We start from the raw sequence: 23911 nt of genomic DNA on the forward strand, positions 1-23911 counted from the left end.
ACGATAAATACCCATTCTGCTCCTCCTCCACCGCTAAGCGTAACCTTCTTAAAACAACATTCCCCCTCTCTTTGTTGAAAAACCGAGCGTGTTGGCCAAAATTCCCCTATATTAAGCTGCACGCCCCAGCAACAATTTAGCAACATCTTAACCTTTGATATTACTTTGGGACGATTTGGACGAATAGCCTTAAAAACCATCCTCTGGATAATTGCAAGCGTACTGTTTTTAGTGGTGCTTGTGGCCGGCCTTATACAGGTGCCCGGCGTGCAGAATTTTGTAAAAGACAAAGCTGTTAACTTCCTGCAAAATAAAATCCACACCAAGGTGCAAATAGCCCACATCAGCCTGGGCATACCCAAAATGCTGATACTGGAAGGCGTTTATTTTGAGGATCAGAAAAAAGACACACTGATTGCGGGCGACAAACTCAAGGTTGATATCAGTATGCTGAAACTACTGCATAACCAGGTAGAGATTAATGAGATTGACCTGGAGGGCATCACCGCCAAGATAAATCGCGGGGCCGACAGTGTTTTTAATTTCGACTACATCATTAAAGCTTTTGCGGGCGAGCAGAAGAAACAACCCAAACCGGAAGATACTACTTCTACCATGAAATTTTCGGTCGGCAAGGTGAATCTCGACCGGATTAACATCTCTTATAAGGACGTCACTACCGGCAATGACGTGCACTTTTTGCTGGGGCATTTTGATACCCGTATCAAAGATTTTGATATGGATAAAATGAAATTCACCATCCCAAAGATCACCCTTTCGGGTTTCAACGCGCGGATCATCCAAACACCGGTGGGCTCATCCGTAGCACAGGCGGCGGTTGTAGATACCACTACCCAACCCATCAACCTGAGACTGGATCTGGGTACCATTGATATCTCCAAAATTAAGGTTGATTATCAAAGCCCGGAGATGAGTACCAAACTGGATTTAGGTAAGCTGCTGGTGGAGATGGATAAGATAGACCTGAAGAACCAGCGGGTCGGTATCAAAAGCATTGAGCTAAATGATACTTACACCGGCCTCTCATTAGCCAAGCCTAAAACGGTAGTAAAAGCCGCAGTAAAAACGGTAAAGAAACTGGATACGCTGGTTGCTGCGCCCAGAAGTTCAAAAGGCTGGGCGGTACTGCTGGCCTCGCTTAAATTAAGTAACGACCATATCCAGTTTAACAACGAAGCCCAAAAGCCACTCCCCCATGGATTAGATTTTGGCCACATGGACCTGCGCAATCTAAACACCGAGCTGGAAAATCTGTCATACAAAACGGATACCATCTCGGGCAAGATCAATAATCTGTCGTTCGATGAGAAAAGCGGCTTCCGCGTCAAACAGTTTCGCACCGATTTCTTTTACGGACCGAAGAGCGCTTACCTGAACAGCCTGTACCTGGAAACTCCTAATACGGTTTTACAGAAAAGCGTACAGGTAAGCTACCCATCGTTGGATGCTATTACCAAAAACATAGGCATGCTCAGTGTTAATGCCAACCTGGATGGCAGTCATCTCAATTTAAAAGATGTATTACTACTGATGCCGAGCATGGCTTCAATGGAGCCGTTCCACAGTCATCCAAATTCATCTTTTAAGATTAACGGACATGTGGTGGGCAAGGTGAATGATTTGCGCATTTCGGGGGTAGAGATCTCTGGTTTGACAGAAACGCATATCAAAGCTTCTGGCGTACTAAGGGGTTTGCCCGATGTAAATAAAGCTTATTTCGATCTCAATATTGCTGATTTCAATACCAGCAGAAATGATATTGCCATGGTTGTACCAAAAGGCACTATTCCGTCCAACGTCAGCATCCCTGCCTTTATGGATCTGAAAGGAACATTTAAAGGCGGCATGAAAGACTTCAGCACCAAGATGAATCTGCACAGCAGCTACGGTAATATTGACCTGAACGCCGTTTTCCATGGTGCGCGCAAAGGGCATGAAAACTATGTGGCCGATGTAAAGATGAACGATGTTAACGTAGGCGCATTAACGAAGCAGCCGCAAATGGTGGGCAAAGTAACGCTGGCAGCAAACGTAAAAGGCACCGGCATCGACCCGAAACATATCAGCCTGCAATTTAATGGCAACATAGCCAGTGCTTATGTAAAAGGCTACACCTACAAAAACCTGCAACTGAAAGGTAGTGCCACTGATGGCAGCTACATAGCCACCGCCCGCATGGCCGACCCAAACATCCACTTCAGCCTGGATGCCAAGGCCAATATGAACAAAAAGTATCCATCGGTAAACGCTACGCTGATGCTGGACAGCATTAATCTGCAAAAACTCAATCTGGTAAAAGATGATATGCGCCTGCATGGCAAGCTGGTAGCCGATGTACCGACTGCCGATCCGGATTATCTGAACGGCAACATTAAACTGACTGATCTGGTTGCTGTCAATAAAGGCCAGCGCATTAAGATTGACACCATCAGCCTGGTATCAACGGCCACTGCCGATAGCAGTTCGTTACGCCTGCACACACCGGTATTGAATGCACGGTTGAGCGGCAAGTATCAGCTGACCAAGATCGGGCCGGCATTACAGGATGTCATCAACAAATATTACAATACCGATATGGCCGGCGGTGCCACGGCAACTGCCCGCGCAAAAATTGACTCTACCAAACGTGCGCGTGTAAAAGCGGGTAAGCCTATCAAACCGGCCTACGCCCCGCAGCAGTTTACCTTTGATGCCCACTTGATTAAAACCCCGCTATTAGAACAGTTTGTGCCAGACCTAAAACAGCTTGACCCGGTAAACCTGAGCGGCAAGTTTGACAGCCAGACCGGCGAGTTGACTGTCAACGCCTCGGCACCAAAAATTATCTATGCTACCAATACCGTTAATAATGTTAAATTCAATGTTAACACCAATAATAATGCGCTTAATTACGCCCTGACGGTTGACGAGGTGAAAGTGGGCACCTCTTTTGATATTCTTTACCCGAGCGTTACTGGCAAGGCCCAAGACGATAAACTAAACCTGAGCCTGCAGGTGCGCGATGCCAAACGCAAAGAACGTTACCGCATTGCGGGTGTATTTACCGCCATGCAGAGCGAGTATCAGTTCAGCTTTCTGCAAAACGGGTTGATGCTGGATTACACCCCGTGGACCGTCAACCCTAACAATGCCTTTCAATTTGGCGGCAAGGGCATCCTGGCGCGCGATTTTACCATATCTAACAACAACCAGATTCTGAGTGTTAACAGTAGCTCGCAAGAGTTAAACTCGCCACTTACCGTTGCCTTTACCAATTTTCATATCGAAACATTAACCAAAATAGCACAGCAGGATTCATTACAGGTGGGTGGTGTTATTAACGGCAAGGCCAACATCAGCAACTTCCAGGCATCGCCGGTTTTTGTGGCTGATATGAATGTGGGCGACTTCAGCTTTAAAGGCGACACCGTGGGCAACATCGCCCTCAAAGTAAATAACCAGACGGCCAACGCCTACGCGGCCAATGTGGCTATTACCGGCAAAGGCAACCAGGTTTCGCTGGATGGTATGTATTACACCACGCCCGAAAGCCGGATGGATATGACACTGAACATCGGCACACTGAATATGAAGAGCATTGAGGGCTTTAGCTTCGGCAACATCCGTAAGGCCAGCGGCACCATTTCAGGGGCGCTCAAAATAACAGGCTCACCAAGTGCGCCGGCCGTGCGCGGCGATGTGAAGTTTAACCAGGTGGGCTTTAATGTGGCTATGCTCAATTCTTACTTCCGCATGCCTAATGAGAGCATTGCGTTTAATGACGAAGGCATCCGTTTCAACAACTTCACCATGGTTGATTCTGTAGGCAACAAAGCCATAGTAACAGGCGCGGTTTACACCAAAACCTATACCGATTTTCGCTTTGGGCTGGATATCCGCACCAATAATTTCCAGGTGATGAACTCCGGGTCTGCCGATAACAAACTGTATTACGGCAAGCTTTACCTGGACAGCCATATTACTATTAAAGGCGACACCAAGCGACCAATAGTGGATGCCGACATCACCGTGAACGATAAAACCGATATGACCATTGTGCTGCCAAGCGATGACCCGGCTATTGAAGACCGGGCAGGGGTGGTTACTTTTGGCAGCATCAGTCAGCGGGCGGAGGATTCCATCTTACTGGCTAAGCAACTCGACTCGCTCAAGAAATCTGAGGTGACTGGTATGGATGTATCGGCCACGCTTAAGGTGGATAAAAATGCCAGCTTCAACATCGTTATCGATCCGCGGAATGGCGATATCGTCCACATCAAAGGCGAAGCCCAATTGAATGCCGGGATTGACCCAAGCGGCAAAATTAACCTGACCGGCACCTACACCGTTAACGAGGGATCATATAACCTGAGCTATGCCACCGTGAGCCGTCGCTTTGAGTTTAAACAAGGCAGTACCATTACCTGGACCGGCGATCCAACCACGGCCGACATTAACCTCACAGCCACTTACGTTGCCAAAGTGCCGCCGATTGACCTTGTAGATAATTATACCGATGACACGCAGCGCACCATGTTTAAAGAGAAGCTGCCTTTTAACGTGAACCTGAATTTGAAGAACGAGTTGATGAAGCCCGATATTGGCTTTGACATTGTTCTGCCTGATAATACTGTAACCGTGTCTTCCGATGTGGTGGACGCCGTACAAACCCGTCTGACCCAGATTCGCCGCGACCCGAACGAGATGAACAAACAGGTGTTAGGCGTACTGGTACTGGGACACTTTATTGGCGACAACCCGCTGCAAAGCCAGGGGCCAAGCGCCGGTGTGGAAGGCACCATCCGCAACAGCGTAAGCGGCCTTCTGTCAGACCAATTAAACAAACTGGCCGGCAACCTGATTGAGGGTGTAGACCTGAGCTTCGACCTGCAGTCTGGCGAAGACTATTCATCAGGCGTGGCCCAGAATCGTACCGATTTAAATATTGGATTATCCAAACGCTTCCTGAATGACCGCCTGACCGTTACCGTTGGCAATAACTTTAACCTGGAGGGACAAAATCAGCCGGGACAAAAAGCTACCAATATTGCGGGCAACCTATCTGTAGGTTATAAGCTGAGTAAAGATGGCCGTTATATGCTGCGCGCGTATAGGAAGGATGAATACATTGTTATTCAAGGTCAGGTGATTGAGACGGGTGTAGCTTTCTCGGTAACGCTGGATTATAACCGTTTCAGCCAGATCTTCCGCAAACGTACGGCCGAAGAACGGGCCATGCGCCAGAAAGCCAAAGAGCAGGATAAGGCCGACAAGGAAAAAGAGAAACAACAAAAAGACCAGGACGAAAAGCAACGTCAGAAAGACCAGCAGGCCACCGGCGTGGTAACTACCCAGTTGAGCGACGAAGAGCGCCTACATAACGAAGAGCTTTTTCAGCCGGAAGAACAACATCCGTTAGAAAGCGATACGCCGGATAACGATCAGGACATCATTACATCAAACTAAACCATGAGTAAAAGGGCCATATATTTATTATTTGTTACGCTGATACTGAGCGCCTGCAGCAACACCAAGTACCTGACGGGCAATCAAAAACTATATACCGGCCCGGATATACAGGTAGATACCTCCGAGATTACCAAGAGCGACCAAAAGTTTATCCAGAACGAGATGAAAGGGCTGATCCGTCCGCTGCCCAACTCATCTATCCTCGGTCTCCGGGTAAAACTTTGGCTGTACAACAAAACGCATAACCGCAAAAACTTCATCCAGAAATTCCTGAGTAAATATGGCGAGCCTCCTGTATTGATCAGCAATGTAGATGTTGATCAGAATGCCAAGATTATGGCTAACCGTTTGCAAAACGAGGGCTTCTTCCAGTCGCAAGCCAATGGCGATACAGCCAGCAAGGGCAAAACCGCAAAGGCAATATTTCATGTGGCAGCCGGTCCGTCGTATGCGGTGCGCAACATTATCTGGCCGGTTAACAAAACCAATCTGGACACCGCCATTGCGGGAACGCGCAGTAAAACATTATTCGTACCCGGCAATAACTACAACCTTGATATTATTAAAGGCGAACGCATCCGCATTGATGCCCAGTTGAAGGAAGAAGGTTTCTACTACTTCGCGCCAGAAAACCTGATCATGAAAATTGATAGTACCGTGGGTAAACACCAGGTAGATATACAGGTACAGGTAAAAGGCGAAACCCCTGCCCGCGCCCGCGATATTTATGCTATCAATAATATCTATATCTATCCCAACTATACATTGAGAGACACCTCGCTGATGCTGGACAAGGCCAGGCCTTACAACAACTACTTTGTGGTGCAAAAACGCGAGTACGTGCACGACTATGTTTTTAAGAACGTAGTACAGTTTCATAACGGCAGCATTTACAGCCGCACCGAGCACAACAAGGCGTTGAACCGCTTTGTGGAGCTAGGCCCGTTTAAGTTTGTAAAGAACCGTTTTGAAGATGTACCCAATACAGATTCCAACAAGCTGAACGTTTACTACTTCCTTACCCAGTATCCGCGCAAATCATTCCGGTTTGAAGTTTTGGGCAGAACCACCTCGGCCAACTTTACCGGTACCCAGTTAAATATTAACTGGCGCAACCGCAACGCCTTTAAAGGGGCCGAGTTACTAACCGTATCGTTATTTGGTAGTACAGACGTGCAGGTATCGGGCCAGAACAGTGGTTACAACGTTTACCAGGCAGGCATTCAAACCGGCCTTTCATGGCCGCGGTTTATTGCGCCGTTTAATTTTACCTCCAGCAGTGCTTTTGTACCGCATACCAACTTCACCTTGCAATATGCCATTACCAACAGGCAGAAACTTTACGCTCTCAACTCGTTCAGCGGCTCATGGGGCTACCAGTGGAAACAGAATGCGCATAAAACACACGAGTTTCACCTGGCCGATGTAAATTACGTGAGTGCCGCCAACGTAACGCAACAATATAAAGACTCCATCATCCATACCCGCAACCCGGCACTGAAACACGTTATTGATAATCAGTTAACATTCGGTCCGTCATACAGTTATACGTATACCAACACCACCGAAGATTATCGCATCAATACTTTTTACTATAACGGTAAAATCAGCACCTCTGCTTTGGCTTTAGGCCTGATAAGTGGGGCCGATACTACGGCTGGCAAAGTGCGCAAAATATTCGGGGCACCATTCAATCAATACGTTAAACTGGAAAATGAGATCCGTTTCTACCATAAAACCGGCCTGTACAGCCAAATTGCCGCACGCTTTATAGCCGGCGTGGGCGTACCGTTTGGCAACTCAACCATTATGCCTTATAGCCAGCAGTTCTTTATTGGCGGCACCAACAGTTTAAGGGGCTTCCAGGCACGATCGGTAGGTCCGGGCACTTATTACAATGCAGATAATGGCGGATTTTTGGCAGATGAATCAGGCGATATAAAGTTGGAGGCCAACATAGAGTATCGTCCTAAACTGTTCAGCATTGTGCGGGGTGCTTTGTTTATGGATGCCGGTAACATCTGGAACATGCGCTCGCAAGCCGGTGTACCGGGTGGCGCCTTCAGCAAAAATTTTATTAACCAGCTGGCTATTGATGCCGGTTTCGGTCTGCGGTTTGACCTTACCGTACTGGTGTTGCGTACAGATATGGGGTATCCGCTGCGCAAGCCATGGTTACCTGCCGGTCAACGCCTCAAGCTGGATACTCGCGATGGTGTGTTTAACCTGGCTATTGGTTATCCGTTCTGATTGGGCTCATGGTTGATGGATCACAGTTCATAGACTTTGAGATTGTCAAACTAAATTCTACAAAACACCATGAACAATGATCAATCAACCATGAACCTGTCCTATCTTTATCCGCATGACCATTACCGTGCCGCTGCGCATTATTGATTTGCATGAAGACGGCTATCACCTGCTACTGGAGATCCGTGTGTATGATGCCCCTTTTACCGTTGTGCTGGATACCGGCGCCTCAAAAACAGCTTTTGATAAAGACCTGCTGCAGGTGCATGAGCAAGCGCTGATCCAATCGAGCGACAAGCTTTCTACCGGTCTCGGCACAAACGACATGCAATCATTCACCGCCACCATCCCTGAACTTTGTATTGGCGAGCTGACGGTGAAAAACATTGAAGTGGCTGTGCTGGATCTATCGGCCATTAACCTGGCCTACGCACAGATGAACCACCCACAGGTACTGGGTGTAATAGGCGGCGATATTTTGACCAGATACAAAGCCGTGATTGATTATGGCAAAAAAGAGCTTAAATTTAAAGTAAGGCAAACCAAATAATCCGTTATGAGCAACGACAGGACTAACCCCAAAGTTGATTTTTTCTTCAATAAAGAAGGCCAGTGGCAGGATGAATACAAAAAGCTGCGCCATATTGTGCTGGATTGCCAGCTAACCGAAGAACTAAAATGGGGATGCCCCTGCTACACTTATCAGGATGCTAACGTGGTGCTCATCCACGGGTTTAAAGAATACTGTGCCATCTTATTTATGAAAGGTGCTTTGCTAGCCAATGCTGACGGCTTGCTGATTCAACAAACGGAAAATGTACAATCGGCCCGCCAGATCAGATTTACCAGCCTGCAACAGATCATTGAACAAGAGGCAGCCATTAAAGCCCATATCTACGAAGCCATTGAGGTAGAAAAGGCCGGCCTTAAAGTGGAACTGAAGAAAACAACCGAGTTTGCCGTAGCCGAGGAGTTCCAGATCAAGCTGGATGCCCTGCCCGATCTGAGAAAAGCTTTCGAGGCATTAACACCCGGCCGGCAGCGGGCTTACCTGATGCATTTCGCTCAACCCAAACAATCTAAAACCCGTGAGGCACGGGTAGAAAAATGTATCCCGATGATTTTGAGCGGTAAGGGGTTGACGGATTAAAGGGCTATATAACACTCTGACGTCATTGCGAGGAACGAAGCAATCTCTGTACTTGAATGACAGATTTGCAAATTCGAACATCCTCCGCAGAGATTGCTTCGTTCCTCGCAATGACGTAGTGGGATCAACAAAAAAGCCCTGCCGGTAATCCGGCAGGGCTCAATATTATTAAGATAAAAGCTTTATGCTTTCAGCTCTTAAGTATCAATCTTAGCGTATTTGGCATTCTTTTCAATAAATGCACGACGCGGAGCAACTTCATCACCCATTAGCATCGAGAAGGTATGATCGCACTCGGCAGCGTTCTCAATAGTTGCACGGCGCAGGGTACGTGTATCCGGGTTCATGGTGGTTTCCCATAACTGCTCGGCGTTCATCTCACCCAAACCTTTGTAGCGTTGTACATGCACACTATCTTCCTTACCGGCACCTTTCAGGCGCTGAATGGCCAGATCGCGTTGTTCATCGTTCCAGCAATATTCATGCTCTTTACCTTTCTTTACCTGGTAAAGCGGCGGCGCAGCAATGTATACATAACCATATTCTACCAGTTCCTTCATGTAACGGAAGAAGAACGTGAGGATGAGCGTGGTAATGTGCGAGCCATCCACGTCGGCATCCGTCATGATTACTATTTTGTGGTAACGCAGCTTGGTAATGTTCAGCGCTTTGGCATCCTCTGGAGTACCAATGCTCACACCAAGTGCAGTAAACATGTTCTTGATCTCCTCGTTCTCGTAGATCTTGTGCTCCATGGCTTTCTCCACGTTCAGGATTTTACCGCGCAACGGCAGGATAGCCTGATAATCGCGGTTACGGCCCTGCTTGGCTGTACCACCCGCCGAGTCACCTTCGACCAGGAAGAGTTCACAAACCGCCGGATCATTGTTGGCACAGTCGGCCAATTTACCAGGTAAACCGGAGCCACCCATAACGCTTTTGCGTTGCACCATATCGCGGGCTTTGCGGGCCGCGGCACGGGCGGTAGCTGCCAGAATCACCTTCTGAACAATCATCTTAGCCTCGCGTGGATTTTCTTCCAGGTAATTACCTAAAATCTCACCCACCGCCACGTTAACGGCACCACTCACCTCACTGTTACCCAGTTTGGTTTTGGTCTGGCCTTCAAACTGCGGCTCGGCAACCTTAACAGAAATTACAGCAGTTAAGCCCTCGCGGAAATCGTCACCGGTAATATCAATTTTCACATTTTTCAGCAGGCCCTCTTTTTCGGCATAAGCTTTCAGTGTACGGGTAAGGCCCATACGAAAACCCGCCACGTGGGTACCGCCTTCAATAGTGTTAATGTTGTTTACATACGAGTGTACATTCTCCGTATAAGTATCATTATACTGCAATGCAAGCTCTACAGGCACGCCCTGCTTTACCCCTTCAACATAAATAGGCTCAGGAATAATAGCCACACGTGTGCCGTCCAGGTATTTCACAAACTCTTTCAGGCCGCCTTCAGAAAGGTATTCTTCTGTTACGAAACTGCCATCGGCATTAGTTTCGCGTTCGTCGGTCAGGGTTAATTTAATGCCTTTATTTAAGAAAGCCAGCTCGCGTAAACGAGTAGCCAGTGTTTCAAAACGATACTCGGTGGTAGTTGTAAAGATCTCCGGATCGGGCTGGAAGGTTTGGATGGTTCCGGTTTTATCGCTTTCGCCAATCACCTTTACATCAAACATCGGCTTGCCGCGCTCATACTCCTGGGTAAATATCTTGCCCTCACGGTGCACCACGGTTTTTACGTGGGTTGACAACGCGTTAACACAACTGATACCTACACCGTGCAAACCGCCCGATACTTTATAGGTATCTTTATCAAACTTACCACCGGCGTGCAGCACGGTCATTACAATCTCCAGCGCAGAGCGTCCCTCTTTGGTGTTGATACCCGTTGGGATACCGCGCCCGTTATCAGAAACAGTGATGGAATTGCCTTTGTGGATAGTAACGTATATGGTATCGCAGTAACCGGCCAGCGCCTCGTCGATAGAGTTGTCTACCACCTCATAAACCAGGTGGTGTAAACCTTTAACACCGGTATCGCCGATGTACATGGAAGGGCGCTTGCGCACCGCCTCTAAACCCTCTAAAACCTGTATATTATCTGCGGAATAATTGGATTTGTCTTTGTTTTCCTCGCTCATGTAGAAATAAAAAGTATAACTTTCAAACTTACGTTTTTTAGGTGAATTTAGTGTTAATGTGGATAACTATAACACTGTTATGTAGCAGTTGTTTAAAAGATTAGGATACTTGGAGTGAAAGTTTATCTTTGTCAAAATTTTTTTAAGACAGATAATGAAAAATAGTGTTTCACTCGTAACTAACATCGCTCTAGGTTTAGTAATTGCCGGCGGCCTGGCAGCCTGCAAAAACGGTGGCGATACCAAAACAGCAACCACTACGGCGTCTAGCGCTGCTCCTGCTAAAGCAGATATCGTATTTATTAATGAAGACAGTGTTTCTTCAAAAGTTAAATACGCTGTTGATATGCGCAAACGCGTTGAAGATAAATCTAAATCAGCTCAAAGCGATGTGGCTTCACGTCAGCAAGCTTTCCAGCGTGAATATGCAGAGGCTCAGAAAAGCGCTGCAAGCATGACCCCTGATCAGCAAAAAGCTGCCGGTGAGCGTTTACAGCGCGACGGACAAGCTTTCCAGCAATATCAGCAAAATGCTGGTGCCGAACTGCAAACCTTGCAGAACGACGAGATGAAAAAGCTGTATGATAAAGTAACTGAGTTTACCAAAACTTACGCTAAAGATCACGGTTACAAATTGGTATTGACCTATCAAACCGGCAACACCACCGTTCTGTACGGCGACCCAAGCCTTGACGTAACCGCCGATTTTGTAAAAGCATTTAACGAGGCTTACGATAAAGACACCAAAAAATAATTTTTAACTTTGATAAAAGAAAGCCCCTTTTCTAAACCAGAAAAGGGGCTTTCTTTTTGAGTAAAGAATAGAACGGGGAATCAGGATAAAATTAATTAAACCGAGTTGACAATTTAACTAACCTAATTGTCATTGCGAGGAATAGCGGAGGAGGCAAAAGCGCAGGGATGACGAAGCAATCTCGTCGCTTACCCAACCATCAGACGAGATTGCTTCGTCACCCCTGCCCTCGACCGCTGCAGTTCCTCGCAATGACAATAGAGACAACAAACGAACACTCTCGCATCTAACAGACAACAAAGTATATGCACGATAAATTTATGCGCATGGCCATTCAACTGGCCGAGAATAACGTAAGGAACAACGAGGGCGGCCCCTTTGGCGCAGTGATTGTGAAAGATGGTGAGGTGATTGCTGCCAGCGGCAATAAGGTGATACCGAATAATGACCCTACCGCACATGCAGAAGTTTCGGCTATCAGGCTGGCCTGTCAAAAACTAGGCACCCATAGCCTGGAAGGCTGCGTTATTTATACCAGCTGTGAGCCTTGCCCTATGTGCCTGGGCGCCATTTACTGGGCACGCCTAGATCATATTTATTATGCCAGCACTAAAGTTGATGCGGCCGCCATTGGGTTTGACGATCAGTTTATTTATGAGGAACTGGACCGCCCGATGCACCAGCGTAAACTGCCTGTACTACAAATGCTGCGTGATGAAGCCCTTGGCGCCTTCCGCTTGTGGAAGGAAAACGAAGATAAAACCCACTATTAAACAAAAGAGGCCGGTTTAAAACCGGCCTCTTTTATGTTTTATTAAAACGGACTTACAAAGTCTTTAAAACTTGGCAGTAACTCGTCTTTAGGCGATAGCAGTACATCTTTCACATCCACTCCCCAGCCAATAGCCAAAGTTGGATCGTTCCAGATTACACCTATTTCAGAAGCTTTATCGTAATAGTTGGTCACCTTGTAAGTGAAGATGGTATTATCTTCCAGCGTAACAAAGCCATGTAAAAAGCCCGGCGGAACCCAGAATTGTACATGGTTATCGCCACTCAGCTCAACGCTTACGTGCTCACCGTAGGTTGGTGAGTTTTTGCGGATATCAACCGCAACGTCTAACACACGGCCCTGTAATACGCGTACCAATTTGCCCTGTGCAAACGGATCTGCCTGACCATGTAAGCCACGCAGCGTGCCTTTTTGAGAGAACGATTGATTGTCCTGAACAAAATCATAATCAATACCCGCGTCGGCATACTTCTGCTTGTTAAAGCTTTCGTAGAAATAACCGCGATCATCAGGAAAAATGCGTGGCTCAAGAATGAGCAAACCATCAATTTTGGTGGTGGTAACTTTCACTTAATTCTTTTTATAGTTTATCTGTCTGCGTATTGCTCACTGTAATATTGCTGATAATGGCCAGATGTTACATCGTCTAACCACTCCTGGTTTGCCAGGTACCAATCAACTGTTTTCTCCAAACCTTCTTCAAAGGTGATGCTTGGCACCCAACCCAGTTCAGTTTTCAGTTTGGTAGCGTCGATAGCGTAACGCAGGTCGTGTCCGGCGCGGTCGGTCACATAAGTAATCAGTCCTGCTGATGTACCTTCTGCTCTACCCAGCTTCTTATCCAGGATGCTGCACAGCAATTGGATCAGGTCAATGTTTTTCCACTCGTTATGGCCGCCGATGTTATAGGTTGCGCCAGATTTAGCTTTGTGGAAGATCAGTTCAATTGCTCTTGCATGGTCTTCAACCCACAGCCAGTCGCGCACGTTCTCGCCTTTACCATAAACAGGGATAGATTTCATCTGCTTAATGTTATGGATAGCCAGCGGAATCAGCTTTTCCGGGAAGTGGTATGAGCCGTAGTTGTTAGAACAGTTAGAAATTACGGTATCCATACCGTAAGTGTCCTGATAAGCACGCACAAAGTGATCTGAGCTTGCTTTTGAGGCCGAGTATGGAGAGTGCGGATCGTAAGCAGTTTCCTCGGTAAACATACCGTCTTCACCCAGGGTACCATAAACCTCATCGGTTGATACATGGTAAAAACGGGTGCTGTCATAACGGCCTTTCCACAAGTTGCGGGCCGCGTTTAACAGGTTAACTGTACCAATAACGTTGGTCATCACAAACTCAGTTGGGTTGGTGATAGAACGGTCAACGTGTGATTCTGCTGCCAGGTGAATTACCGCGTCTGGCTGTTTGTCTGCAAACAACTGATCAATAAAAGCAGCGTCAACAATATCGCCTTTTACAAACTCATAGTTTGGAGCACCCTCAATATCTTTCAGGTTAGCCAGGTTACCGGCATAAGTCAGTTTATCAAGGTTGATGATATGATACTCGGGGTGCTGAGTTACAAAACGGCGCACTACGTGTGAGCCGATGAAACCGGCACCGCCGGTAATAATGATCTTTTTCATATATGCGTTAGAGTGCTGGAGATAGTTTTAGCTTACTATTTTACGACCAATGCTATTGTAGTAGAATCCGCAATCAATCATTTTTTGCAGATCATACAGATTTCTACCGTCAAAAATAACCTTGCTTTTCAGTAATTGAGCAATCTGATCAAAATCTGGGGTTCTAAATAATGACCACTCAGTAACTATCAGTAATGCGTCCGCATCTTGCAGAACGTCGTACTGGTTAGTGCCATAAGTTATTTTATCGCCTAACAGGGCTTTAACATTGTTCATACCCTCTGGGTCGAACGCAGAAACAGTGGCGCCTTCAGCTAATAATTCGTCAATAATATATAAAGCCGGTGCTTCACGGATATCGTCAGTTTCTGGCTTAAAGGCCAAACCCCACAGTGCAAAATGTTTGCCTTTCAGGTCACCGTTATAGTATGCTTTCAGTTTTTGAACCAACAACTTTTTCTGAATGGTATTAACATCCATTACTGCATTCAAAATCTTAAAATCGTATTTGTTGTCTTCGGCAGATTTAGCCAGCGCCTGCACGTCTTTAGGGAAACAGCTACCGCCGTAACCAATACCAGAGAACAGGAAGCGTTTGCCAATACGATCATCAGAACCGATACCTTTACGTACCATATCCACATCAGCGCCAACCAGCTCACACAGGTTAGCAATCTCGTTCATGAAAGATATTTTGGTAGCCAGGAAAGAGTTGGCTGCATATTTGGTCAGCTCTGAAGAGCGCTCATCCATAAAGATGATTGGGTTACCCTGACGCACGTATGGGCCGTAAAGCTCGCCCATCAGTTTGCGGGCACGCTCATCTGTAGTGCCAATAACAACACGATCAGGTTTCATAAAATCGTCAACCGCAACACCTTCGCGTAAAAACTCAGGGTTTGATACCACGGCAAACTCTACATTAGTATTAGCTTTTAATACAGCAGTAATTTTATCAGCAGTGCCTACCGGTACAGTAGATTTTGTTACCAGGATCTTGTATTCTTTTAACAACAGGGCAATGTCCTTCGCTGCGCCTAACACGTAGCTCAAATCGGCAGCACCATCACCACCCGGAGGGGTTGGTAAGGCCAGGAAAATAATTTGCGCATCAGCAATCGCTTCAGCCAGGTCTGTAGTAAAAGACAACCTGTTTTGTGCAATATTTCTGTGAAATAACAATTCGAGACCAGGCTCATAAATAGGAAGTTCACCACGTTTCATGGCTTCTACTTTTTTCACATTGATATCTACGCAGGTTACATGATTACCTGTTTCTGCCAAACAGGTACCAGTTACCAAGCCGACATAACCAGTGCCAACTACAGCAATTTTCATAGCTTAACGATTTAAGTTTTTTTTTAGCGAATATAAATTTTTATTAACACAATTAGAGCCATAGCAAGTATTTAATAACTTTTTTTTATCCAAAGCAGTTAATTACTGCAAATATATTAACTCTATATAGATTTATTATTTATCAGACCGAGGTGTTTTTCAGCTACTCTTTATCCTCAAAAAGGCCACCTTGCAGTTCATCAATCTCGCGTCTGTCGCGCTTGGTGGGCCGGCCGGCGCCACGATCACGTTTCAGCACCGGGGCGTTGAACATCGATTTATAACCATAGGTATCCTCAACAGGGGTTTGATCTTCGTAAAAGTTAACGGCCGTTTTGGCATCTACACGATTTTCCAGCAAACCGGTTACCAATATTATCTTACGTTCAATGCCTTTAGATACCAGGTAAACCTCGCCAACTTTTACCTCATGCGATGGTTTTATGTTATTGCCATCCAACTTTACCCTGCCGGCCTTAACAGCATCTGCCGCCAATGTACGCGTTTTAAACATACGTATAGCCCACAGGTATTTATCTATTCTCAACTTATCTTTCTCGGGCATTGTTTTTACTTTTATTTAAATTTTTGCTTCAGACGATCAGCAAGCTCTTCTATTTCTATTTTTCCAGCCAGCAGAAGCGCGTATTAAGTTTTGACCTTTAAATAGCACCCCAAGAGCATCGCCAACGGCAACACCCAATAATACATCTTTATAATAATTTCTTAAAGTTGTCATTTAACTTTCTCGGTAGATAAATACCTATCAAGTACAATCAGCAGCTATCTTTTAACTGTAAATACAAATGTAAAACTAAATCAACCGACAGTTGACCCGCTCTCTTATTTAAATTATGGCAAACAAATTGCTTCAAATTCACTTAATTTGTCGAAAATTATTAAATGATGCCTGCCGAATTAAAAAAATTGATCGAAGAAGCTTGGGAAGACCGTAACCTTCTTAGCCAGAACGAATACATTACCGCTATTGAAACCGTAATTGACCGTCTTGACAAAGGCGAAATGCGCGTTGCCGAAGTAATTGCCAATCGCTGGCATGTGAATGACTGGATAAAGAAAGCGGTTATCCTTTATTTCCCAACCCGCCCTATGGCAGAGGAAAAAGTTGGTCCGTTTGTGTTTCACGATAAAATGAAACTTAAAACCGATTACAAAAAAACCGGCGTACGTGTAGTACCTCAAGCTGTGGCCCGTTATGGCGCCCACCTGGCAAAAGGTGTTATCCTGATGCCGTCATACGTTAATATCGGTGCGTTTGTTGACGAAGGTACCATGGTTGATACCTGGGCTACCGTAGGTTCATGTGCGCAGATTGGCAAACACGTTCACCTGAGCGGTGGTGTTGGTATCGGCGGTGTTTTGGAACCAGTGCAAGCTGCTCCGGTAATTATTGAAGATAACTGTTTCATCGGCTCACGCGCTATTGTTGTTGAAGGCGTGCACGTAGAGTCTGAAGCGGTATTAGGTGCAAACGTAGTATTAACTGCATCAACCAAAATTATTGACGTAACCGGCGAAACTCCTATCGAATACAAAGGTCGTGTACCGGCCCGCTCGGTAGTAATTCCTGGTTCATACACCAAAAAGTTCCCTGCTGGCGAGTTTCAGGTACCTTGTGCCCTGATTATTGGCAAACGTAAAGAATCAACCGATAAAAAGACATCGTTAAACGATGCGCTGCGTGATAACAACGTAGCGGTATAAATATTAACTCGTTATTGCGAGAGGAGCCTCACCTAAATCCTCTCCAGAGGAGGGGACTTCAACGTTCATTCTGCTTTGGAGACGGCCAGGGTGAGGCTTCATTGTAATTACCCTTTTAAGAGATATGAAAATAGGCTTTGACGCAAAACGGGCATTTCTGAACAATACCGGCCTTGGCAATTACAGTCGCTGGCTCATCACTTCGTTAGCATCGTTCTACCCCAATAATTCATATCATTTATACACCACACGCAGTAGCGAGCGGACTCGGATATTTAATGTTTTTACCAACATCCACACCACCATCGCTCCAAACAAAACGTTCGCTGCTTACTGGCGTAGTCGGGGCATTATTAAAGATTTAAAGCGCGATGGTATCGATGTCTACCACGGCCTCAGTCATGAGTTACCTTCGGGTATCCATAAAACAGGCATTAAATCGGTAGTTACCGTGCACGATGTTATTGCACTGCGCTTCCCCCAATACTTCAGCGCCATCAATCGCTATATATATAATAGTAAGCTGAAGTATGCCTGCAGGGTGGCAGATAAAGTTGTAGCTATCAGTGAGCGTACTAAACAGGACCTGGTAGAGATGCTGCAGGTTGATGCTGGTAAGATCGCCGTCATCTATCAAAGCTGCGATGCTTCTTTTAAAACAGAGTGTACCGCCGCGCAAAAGCAATCGGTAAAAGAGAAATACCAAATACCTGACAAATACATCCTGAGCGTGGGAACCATAGAGGAACGCAAAAACCTGCTGCTCCTCATCAATGCCCTGCCACAGGTTAAAGACATCCCACTGGTTGTCATCGGCAAACAGACTGACTATGCCGATAAAGTAAAAGCAGCCATCGCGCAGCATAACTTATCTAACCGGGTCATCTTTTTAGACCGGGTGGATTTTGCCGATTTACCTGCCATTTACCAACAGGCCCAGATATTTGTTTATCCATCGCGCTACGAGGGTTTCGGCATTCCTATTCTGGAGGCATTATGCTCGGGCACCCCCGTCATAGCCGCTACCGGCTCCTGCCTGGAAGAAGCAGGCGGACCGGACAGCCTGTATGTCGCTCCGGACGACGTAAACGGCCTTGCCGCCAAACTGATGATAATTTTAGGCGATGAAACCTTACGCCAAAAAATGATTACCCGCGGAAAAGAATATTCGCGTAATTTTGATGACGATAAATTAGCCGCACAGATGATGGCGGTGTACCCCTCCTAACCTCCCCGAAGGGGAGGAACTGAAACCAGGGGATTAATAGAATAAATAGCAAATTTTAAAAATGACCATTAAGTCCCTCTCCTTCGGAGAGGGGTTTGGGGAGAGGTTGGGGTAATATGCTCAAAGACGAAGTAAACAAAGCACTCAAAGTAATACAGGACGGCGGTATCATCCTCTATCCTACCGATACCATCTGGGGCATTGGCTGCGATGCGACCAATACCGAAGCCATTAAAAAGATCTACGCCTTGAAACAGCGCGAAGAATCTAAAAGCATGATTATCCTGCTGGATACCGATAACAAGCTGCAAAGCTATGTCCAGGATGTACCGGAGATTGCTTATAACCTGATTGAATATGCCGAGAACCCGCTGACACTGGTTATGCCCGGCGCCAAAAACATATCGCCGGCCCTGATCAGCTCCGATGGTAGCGTGGGTATGCGCGTAGCGAAGCACGATTTTTGTCAGCAGCTTATCCAGCGGTTGCGCAAACCGTTGGTATCAACCTCGGCTAATATTAGCGGCCAGCCATCACCGGCAAATTTCTCTGAGGTATCTGACGAAATCATCCAAGGCGTTGATTATGTGGTTGATCTGGAGCAACACGACACATCTGTAAAGAAGCCATCAACCATAATGCGCCTCAATCCTGATGGCGGATTTGAGTTTCTGCGTCGCTAAAAGGCTTTATTTTTTAACTTTGCACAAAGTTTGCACCGTTTGAGTGTGTGCAAACGGCTGCTGAGAATGAAACAACACCTGCAACATCCGGTATTTAAAGTGATTGCAAAAACTGCTGACGAGATGCAGTTGCAGGCTTACGCCATTGGTGGCTTTGTACGCGATATTTTCCTTAACCGTCCCTCAAAAGATATTGATATCGTGGTACTGGGCAACGGCATTCAGTTTGCCGAGGCCGTGGGGCGTGCACTCAAAGTAAAGGTGGCCGTATTCAAAAACTTCGGTACCGCGCAACTGAAATACCAGGATGTAGAGGTGGAGTTTGTAGGCGCCCGCAAAGAGTCATACCGCAGCGATTCACGCAAACCCATCGTAGAAGACGGCACCCTGGAAGAAGATCAACAACGTCGTGATTTTACCATCAACGCACTGGCTATTGCCTTGCACGGCAGCCAATATGGTGAGCTGATTGATCCATTTAACGGAATGCAGCACTTGCACGAGGGTTTGATCAAAACCCCGCTTAATCCGGTCGAAACCTTTTCTGATGATCCACTGCGCATGATGCGGGCCGTACGTTTTGCATCGCAACTCAACTTCAAAGTGAATCAGGATGCTGTGGATGCTATTAAGAGCAATAAAGAGCGCATCAAAATTGTATCGCAAGAGCGCATTACCGATGAGCTGAATAAGATCATCCTCTCGCCAAAACCATCCATTGGTTTTAAATACCTGTTTGATACCGGCTTGCTGCACCTCATCTTCCCGCAGATGACGGCGCTTTATGGCGTTGATTATATTGACGGCAAGGGCCACAAAGATAATTTTTACCACACCCTGCAGGTGTTGGACAACATTTGCGAAACCACAACTGATTTGTGGCTGCGCTGGGCCGCCATACTGCATGATATTGCCAAACCGGCCACCAAACGCTTTGAGGCCGGTCACGGGTGGACCTTTCACGGGCACGAAGATCGCGGAGCACGCATGGTGCCCAAAATCTTTGCGCAATTGAAGCTGCCACTAAATGATCGGATGAAATTCGTTCAGAAACTGGTACAGCTACACCTGCGCCCCATTGTGCTGGCCCAGGATATTATTACAGACTCGGCCCTGCGCCGTTTATTGTTTGATGCCGGCGAGGATATAGAAGCACTGATGATGCTCTGTAAAGCCGACATCACCACCAAAAATGAATACAAAATAGCGCGCTATCGCAACAACTTTGAGCTGGTACAGCAAAAGTTAAAAGACGTGGAAGACCGCGACCGCATACGCAACTGGCAACCGCCCGTTACAGGCACAGATATTATGGAAATATTTGGCTTGAAAGAGGGTCGCGAAGTAGGAATTATTAAAAGCCAGATCCGCGAAGCGATACTGGAAGGCGAGATTCCGAACACGCGCGAGGCCGCCATAGCTTTCACCATTCGCAAGGGCGAAGAAATTGGCTTGAAAGTTGTAACCGAAAAAAACTGAATTTAAAATATTATTTTTGACTAAAATCTACCGTATAAACAATGGCTATATACAAGTTCAGGGTAACGTTTGAAGACTACGACGATGTAGTGAGAGAGATTGACATTAAGTCAAATCAAACTTTTTTAGATCTGCACAAAATCATTCAGCAGTCTACCGGCTACAACGCGGAGTTACCCTCTTCATTTTATGTTAGCAACGATCAATGGACTAAAGGAGAGGAAATTACTTACCTCCCTAATCAAAAACGTATTGACCGTGGAATTGCACTGATGGAAAAAGTAAAGCTGAGCAGCTTTATTGATGATCCGCATCAGAAATTCTATTACACTTATAACTTTGACCGTCCATATGATTTCCATGTGGAGCTGATCAAGATACTGGACGACGCTCCTGGCGTTACTTACCCCATCATTGCTAAAAGCACCGGCGAAGCGCCGCGTCAGCTAACTGCTGCCAGCTTTAACCCAACTACGGCACCGGCAGACAACGAAGACTTTGACTTCCTGAACGAAATGGAGTACGCGCCTGAGGATGCTGAAGATTTTGATGAACTGCGTGATGACAGTGAAAGCGCAAGCAGCGGAAGCAGTGACGAAGAAGAGGAAGAAGATAACGACGATATGGACGAGTTCTCTGACAATGAGAATTATGACGATGAAGACCATGGTGGTGGTCGTGGTCGTCATGACGATTATTAAGTCCAGAATTAATTAGATAGGCTAGGCCTGCATCTTATACTTGCAGGCAACTAAAAATAATGATTGTCATCCCGAATGAAAGTGAGGGATCTTTTCGAACTCGCATCCCATTTGATCGCTCCGAAAAGATCTCTCCCCTTTTAGTCGAGGTGACATTTTTTTTGTGTGTTTAACGATTAACTCAGCTCTATGAACAACAATACCAAAACCCTCATTGCTGTTGTTGGCCCCACGGCCAGCGGCAAAACGGCCGTTGGCATTGAGTTGGCAAAAGCGCTGAATACAGTTATTATTTCGGCCGATTCAAGGCAGTTTTATCGCGAAATGGCTATTGGAACCGCCAAGCCTACACCCGCAGAACTGGCACAGGCCAAACACTACTTTGTAGACTCGCACTCCATTCACGACAACTTCAATGTGGGTGGATTTGAACAGGAGGGCCTCCAATTATTAAATGAGCTGTTTAAAACACACGATGTAGTAGTTATGGTGGGCGGCTCCGGCCTCTACGTCAAAGCCATCACCGAAGGCTTTGATGATCTTCCCGCAACTGATCCGGCTATTCGCGAACGTCTTAATGCTGAATTAGCAGACCATGGCATAAGCTACCTACAGGAAAAATTAAAAGCAGCTGACCCTGTGTATTACGAGCAGGTTGATCTGAATAACCCCCAACGCATCATCCGCGCACTGGAAGTTTACGAGGCCACAGGGCAACCGTTCTCATCATTCCGTAAATCGGCACAGAAAAAAAGAGATTTTGAAGTATTGAAGCTGGGCGTAAGTATGCCCCGCGAAGTACTCTATAACCGCATTAACCTGCGGGTTGATGAAATGGCAAAACAAGGATTAGTGGATGAAGTGAGAGCTTTACTTCCATATCGCCACCTCAATGCGCTGCAAACCGTAGGTTATACCGAGATTTTTGATTACCTGGATGGCACAACCGATCTGCCCACCGCTATAGAACTTATTAAACAAAACACCCGCCGATTTGCCAAACGACAAATGACCTGGTTTAACCGCGATAAAGAAGTGATCTGGCTTGCGCCTGATGAATTTTTGCCAGAGGTTAAAAAGCGTTATCCTCGCCTTTAACCACGTTCCAGAAGGTTAAGAATATAATCTTCAGATCCAGCAGGAAAGACCAGTTTTCCAGATACCAAACATCGGCCTCTACCCTCTTCAGCATATCATCCGTGGTTTTGGTTTCACCCCGGTGCCCGTTTACTTGTGCCCAACCAGTAATACCAGGCTTCATAAAGTGGCGCACCATAAACTGATCAATCAACTTTGAATATTCTTCGGTATGGCTCAACATGTGCGGACGCGGACCAACGGCAGACATATTACCTATCAGTACGTTAAAGAACTGTGGCATCTCGTCCAAATTGGTTTTACGCATAAAGGCGCCAATTGGGGTGATCCGTTTATCGCCACGGGTGGCCTGTACCTTGTCAGAATCCTTATTCACGTACATGCTACGGAATTTGAAACATTGGAACGGCTTATTATCCCTGCCTGAACGCGTCTGAGTAAAAAACACCGGCCCTTTTGACGTTGCTTTAATAATAATGGCCAAAATTGGGAATAACCAACTAAACACAAAGATGATAGCAAACAGTGACAGGAAGATATCGAACAAACGTTTAATAAACCTGTTCAGCATGCTTTCCAGCGGTTCCGGACGTAATGAGATGACGGGGATGTGCTCAAAGTTTTGCACGGTCATCATGCTTTTTGATGCCGATATATAATACTCCGGAATGATTTTGAAGCGAATAAGATGCTTATCTGCGCTATGCATCAGGTGTTCAATTTTATGGGAGTCAGCAACCGGCAGGGCACAGAAAATCTCGTTTACTGAGTTACTGATCACATAATCTATACAAACATCGGTACCTCCCAGGTACATGGCGTCGCCTTCAATGTTGTCTATATTATCGTCAAAAAAGCCCATCACACGATAGCCTTTATCAGGATTCTGCCGAAAGTATTCAAACAGATCCAATCCTATACGGCCGGCACCCACTATGATCACCTTGCGGGCTTCAACCAATATGTCACGATCGTTTTTACGTATTACCAGGAAGATAAATTTCCAGCCCCCCAGCAATATTCCAAAAAATGCCAGCGAGTAAAATAAGAATTCTCGCGATACGAAGTAGGCCTTGGTACCAATAATAACGATGATAAGAAAACAGATAACACTAACAAACGTAAGATAGGCTTTAAAAACAACCCTAAGGGTTTTTACCGAGTCTTTATGCAGTACGTGTTCATACAAACCCGTAAGGTTTGCAGCAAGCAACCATACCAGGTTAAATACCAATACAACCGAGAAGTAATTTTTATTGCTGATCCAGGGAGTGAATGATTTATCTACTACGAAATAAGATAATATCATACTGATATTTACAACAACATAATCTATAGTTAGATTGATAGCTTTAATAAAAGTAGCATATCTGTAAATCATAGCGCAAATGAGGTAGAAACTAATTGTTTAATATTAGATGCGCTAATTTAATGCAAATTACGTTAA

The 23911-nt window shown here is 46.0% G+C and carries 19 protein-coding genes; 12 read left to right on the forward strand and 7 right to left on the reverse strand.

The features are described 5' to 3' along the window. The first annotated feature begins 165 nt into the window (after nt 1–165). The 4 genes from ABZR88_RS17385 (at nt 166) to ABZR88_RS17400 (ending at nt 8869) form a co-directional block, all read left to right on the forward strand. Complete coding sequence (locus ABZR88_RS17385; RefSeq protein ID WP_107827237.1) at nt 166–5466, forward strand: translocation/assembly module TamB domain-containing protein; 5301 nt, start codon at nt 166–168, stop codon at nt 5464–5466. 3 nt (nt 5467–5469) lie between these two features. Then, nucleotides 5470–7719: a BamA/TamA family outer membrane protein gene (locus ABZR88_RS17390; RefSeq protein WP_107827238.1), complete on the forward strand. Its 2250-nt coding sequence runs from the start codon at nt 5470–5472 to the stop codon at nt 7717–7719. A 115-nt stretch (nt 7720–7834) separates the two neighbouring features. Next, entirely contained in the window at nt 7835–8269 is a 435-nt protein-coding gene (locus tag ABZR88_RS17395) for an aspartyl protease family protein (RefSeq protein WP_107827239.1), read from the forward strand. A gap of 6 nt (nt 8270–8275) precedes the next feature. Next, nucleotides 8276–8869, forward strand: coding sequence for a YdeI family protein (locus tag ABZR88_RS17400; protein WP_107827240.1), 594 nt, complete (start codon nt 8276–8278; stop codon nt 8867–8869). Nucleotides 8870–9066: 197 nt separating this feature from the next. Here ABZR88_RS17400 and gyrB read toward each other — a convergent pair whose 3' ends face one another. Further along, complete coding sequence (gene gyrB / locus ABZR88_RS17405; protein WP_107827241.1) at nt 9067–11025, reverse strand: DNA topoisomerase (ATP-hydrolyzing) subunit B; 1959 nt, start codon at nt 11023–11025, stop codon at nt 9067–9069. Nucleotides 11026–11179: 154 nt separating this feature from the next. Here gyrB and ABZR88_RS17410 point away from each other — a divergent pair, with 154 nt between their 5' ends. Together ABZR88_RS17410 and ABZR88_RS17415 are read left to right on the forward strand one after the other, a co-directional pair. Next, a complete protein-coding gene (locus tag ABZR88_RS17410; protein WP_107827242.1) occupies nt 11180–11779 on the forward strand; it encodes an OmpH family outer membrane protein in 600 nt (199 codons plus the stop codon). Nucleotides 11780–12084: 305 nt separating this feature from the next. Then, on the forward strand, nt 12085–12552 hold the full coding sequence (locus ABZR88_RS17415) for a nucleoside deaminase (RefSeq protein ID WP_211309750.1): 468 nt from the start codon (nt 12085–12087) through the stop codon (nt 12550–12552). 41 nt (nt 12553–12593) lie between these two features. Here ABZR88_RS17415 and rfbC read toward each other — a convergent pair whose 3' ends face one another. The 5 genes from rfbC to ABZR88_RS17440 form a co-directional block, all read right to left on the reverse strand. Further along, nucleotides 12594–13142, reverse strand: a complete 549-nt coding sequence (gene rfbC, locus ABZR88_RS17420) for a dTDP-4-dehydrorhamnose 3,5-epimerase (protein WP_107827243.1) — start codon at nt 13140–13142, stop codon at nt 12594–12596. A gap of 17 nt (nt 13143–13159) precedes the next feature. After that, complete coding sequence (gene rfbB, locus ABZR88_RS17425) at nt 13160–14212, reverse strand: dTDP-glucose 4,6-dehydratase (RefSeq protein ID WP_107827244.1); 1053 nt, start codon at nt 14210–14212, stop codon at nt 13160–13162. A gap of 27 nt (nt 14213–14239) precedes the next feature. Further along, nucleotides 14240–15550 (reverse strand): UDP-glucose/GDP-mannose dehydrogenase family protein, encoded by a 1311-nt coding sequence (locus tag ABZR88_RS17430; RefSeq protein ID WP_107827245.1) that lies wholly within the window; start codon nt 15548–15550, stop codon nt 14240–14242. Nucleotides 15551–15713: 163 nt separating this feature from the next. Continuing rightward, a complete protein-coding gene (locus ABZR88_RS17435; protein ID WP_107827246.1) occupies nt 15714–16115 on the reverse strand; it encodes an RNA-binding S4 domain-containing protein in 402 nt (133 codons plus the stop codon). Nucleotides 16116–16151: 36 nt separating this feature from the next. Next, entirely contained in the window at nt 16152–16289 is a 138-nt protein-coding gene (locus tag ABZR88_RS17440; RefSeq protein ID WP_170113545.1) for a hypothetical protein, read from the reverse strand. Nucleotides 16290–16456: 167 nt separating this feature from the next. Here ABZR88_RS17440 and ABZR88_RS17445 point away from each other — a divergent pair, with 167 nt between their 5' ends. The 6 genes from ABZR88_RS17445 to miaA all read left to right on the forward strand — a co-directional run bounded on the left by ABZR88_RS17445 (nt 16457) and on the right by miaA (nt 22464). Beyond that, nucleotides 16457–17275 carry a 2,3,4,5-tetrahydropyridine-2,6-dicarboxylate N-succinyltransferase gene (locus tag ABZR88_RS17445; RefSeq protein WP_107828014.1) on the forward strand — a complete coding sequence of 273 codons (819 nt, stop codon included), beginning with the start codon at nt 16457–16459 and terminating at the stop codon, nt 17273–17275. 124 nt (nt 17276–17399) lie between these two features. Further along, nucleotides 17400–18503 (forward strand): glycosyltransferase family 1 protein, encoded by a 1104-nt coding sequence (locus ABZR88_RS17450; protein WP_107827247.1) that lies wholly within the window; start codon nt 17400–17402, stop codon nt 18501–18503. Nucleotides 18504–18619: 116 nt separating this feature from the next. Then, on the forward strand, nt 18620–19186 hold the full coding sequence (locus tag ABZR88_RS17455; RefSeq protein WP_107827248.1) for an L-threonylcarbamoyladenylate synthase: 567 nt from the start codon (nt 18620–18622) through the stop codon (nt 19184–19186). Between the two features lie 66 nt (nt 19187–19252). Then, a complete protein-coding gene (locus ABZR88_RS17460) occupies nt 19253–20665 on the forward strand; it encodes a CCA tRNA nucleotidyltransferase (RefSeq protein ID WP_107827249.1) in 1413 nt (470 codons plus the stop codon). A gap of 41 nt (nt 20666–20706) precedes the next feature. After that, on the forward strand, nt 20707–21366 hold the full coding sequence (locus ABZR88_RS17465; RefSeq protein ID WP_107827250.1) for a hypothetical protein: 660 nt from the start codon (nt 20707–20709) through the stop codon (nt 21364–21366). A gap of 189 nt (nt 21367–21555) precedes the next feature. Continuing rightward, nucleotides 21556–22464 carry a tRNA (adenosine(37)-N6)-dimethylallyltransferase MiaA gene (gene miaA, locus ABZR88_RS17470; protein WP_107827251.1) on the forward strand — a complete coding sequence of 303 codons (909 nt, stop codon included), beginning with the start codon at nt 21556–21558 and terminating at the stop codon, nt 22462–22464. Here the strand turns inward: miaA and ABZR88_RS17475 are convergent. Beyond that, entirely contained in the window at nt 22439–23845 is a 1407-nt protein-coding gene (locus ABZR88_RS17475; protein ID WP_107827252.1) for an undecaprenyl-phosphate glucose phosphotransferase, read from the reverse strand. The two genes, miaA and ABZR88_RS17475, sit on opposite strands and share 26 nt — an antisense overlap. Between the last annotated feature and the right edge of the window lie 66 nt (nt 23846–23911).

It is taken from the genome of Mucilaginibacter yixingensis (assembly GCF_041080815.1).
GTDB lineage: Bacteria > Bacteroidota > Bacteroidia > Sphingobacteriales > Sphingobacteriaceae > Mucilaginibacter > Mucilaginibacter yixingensis.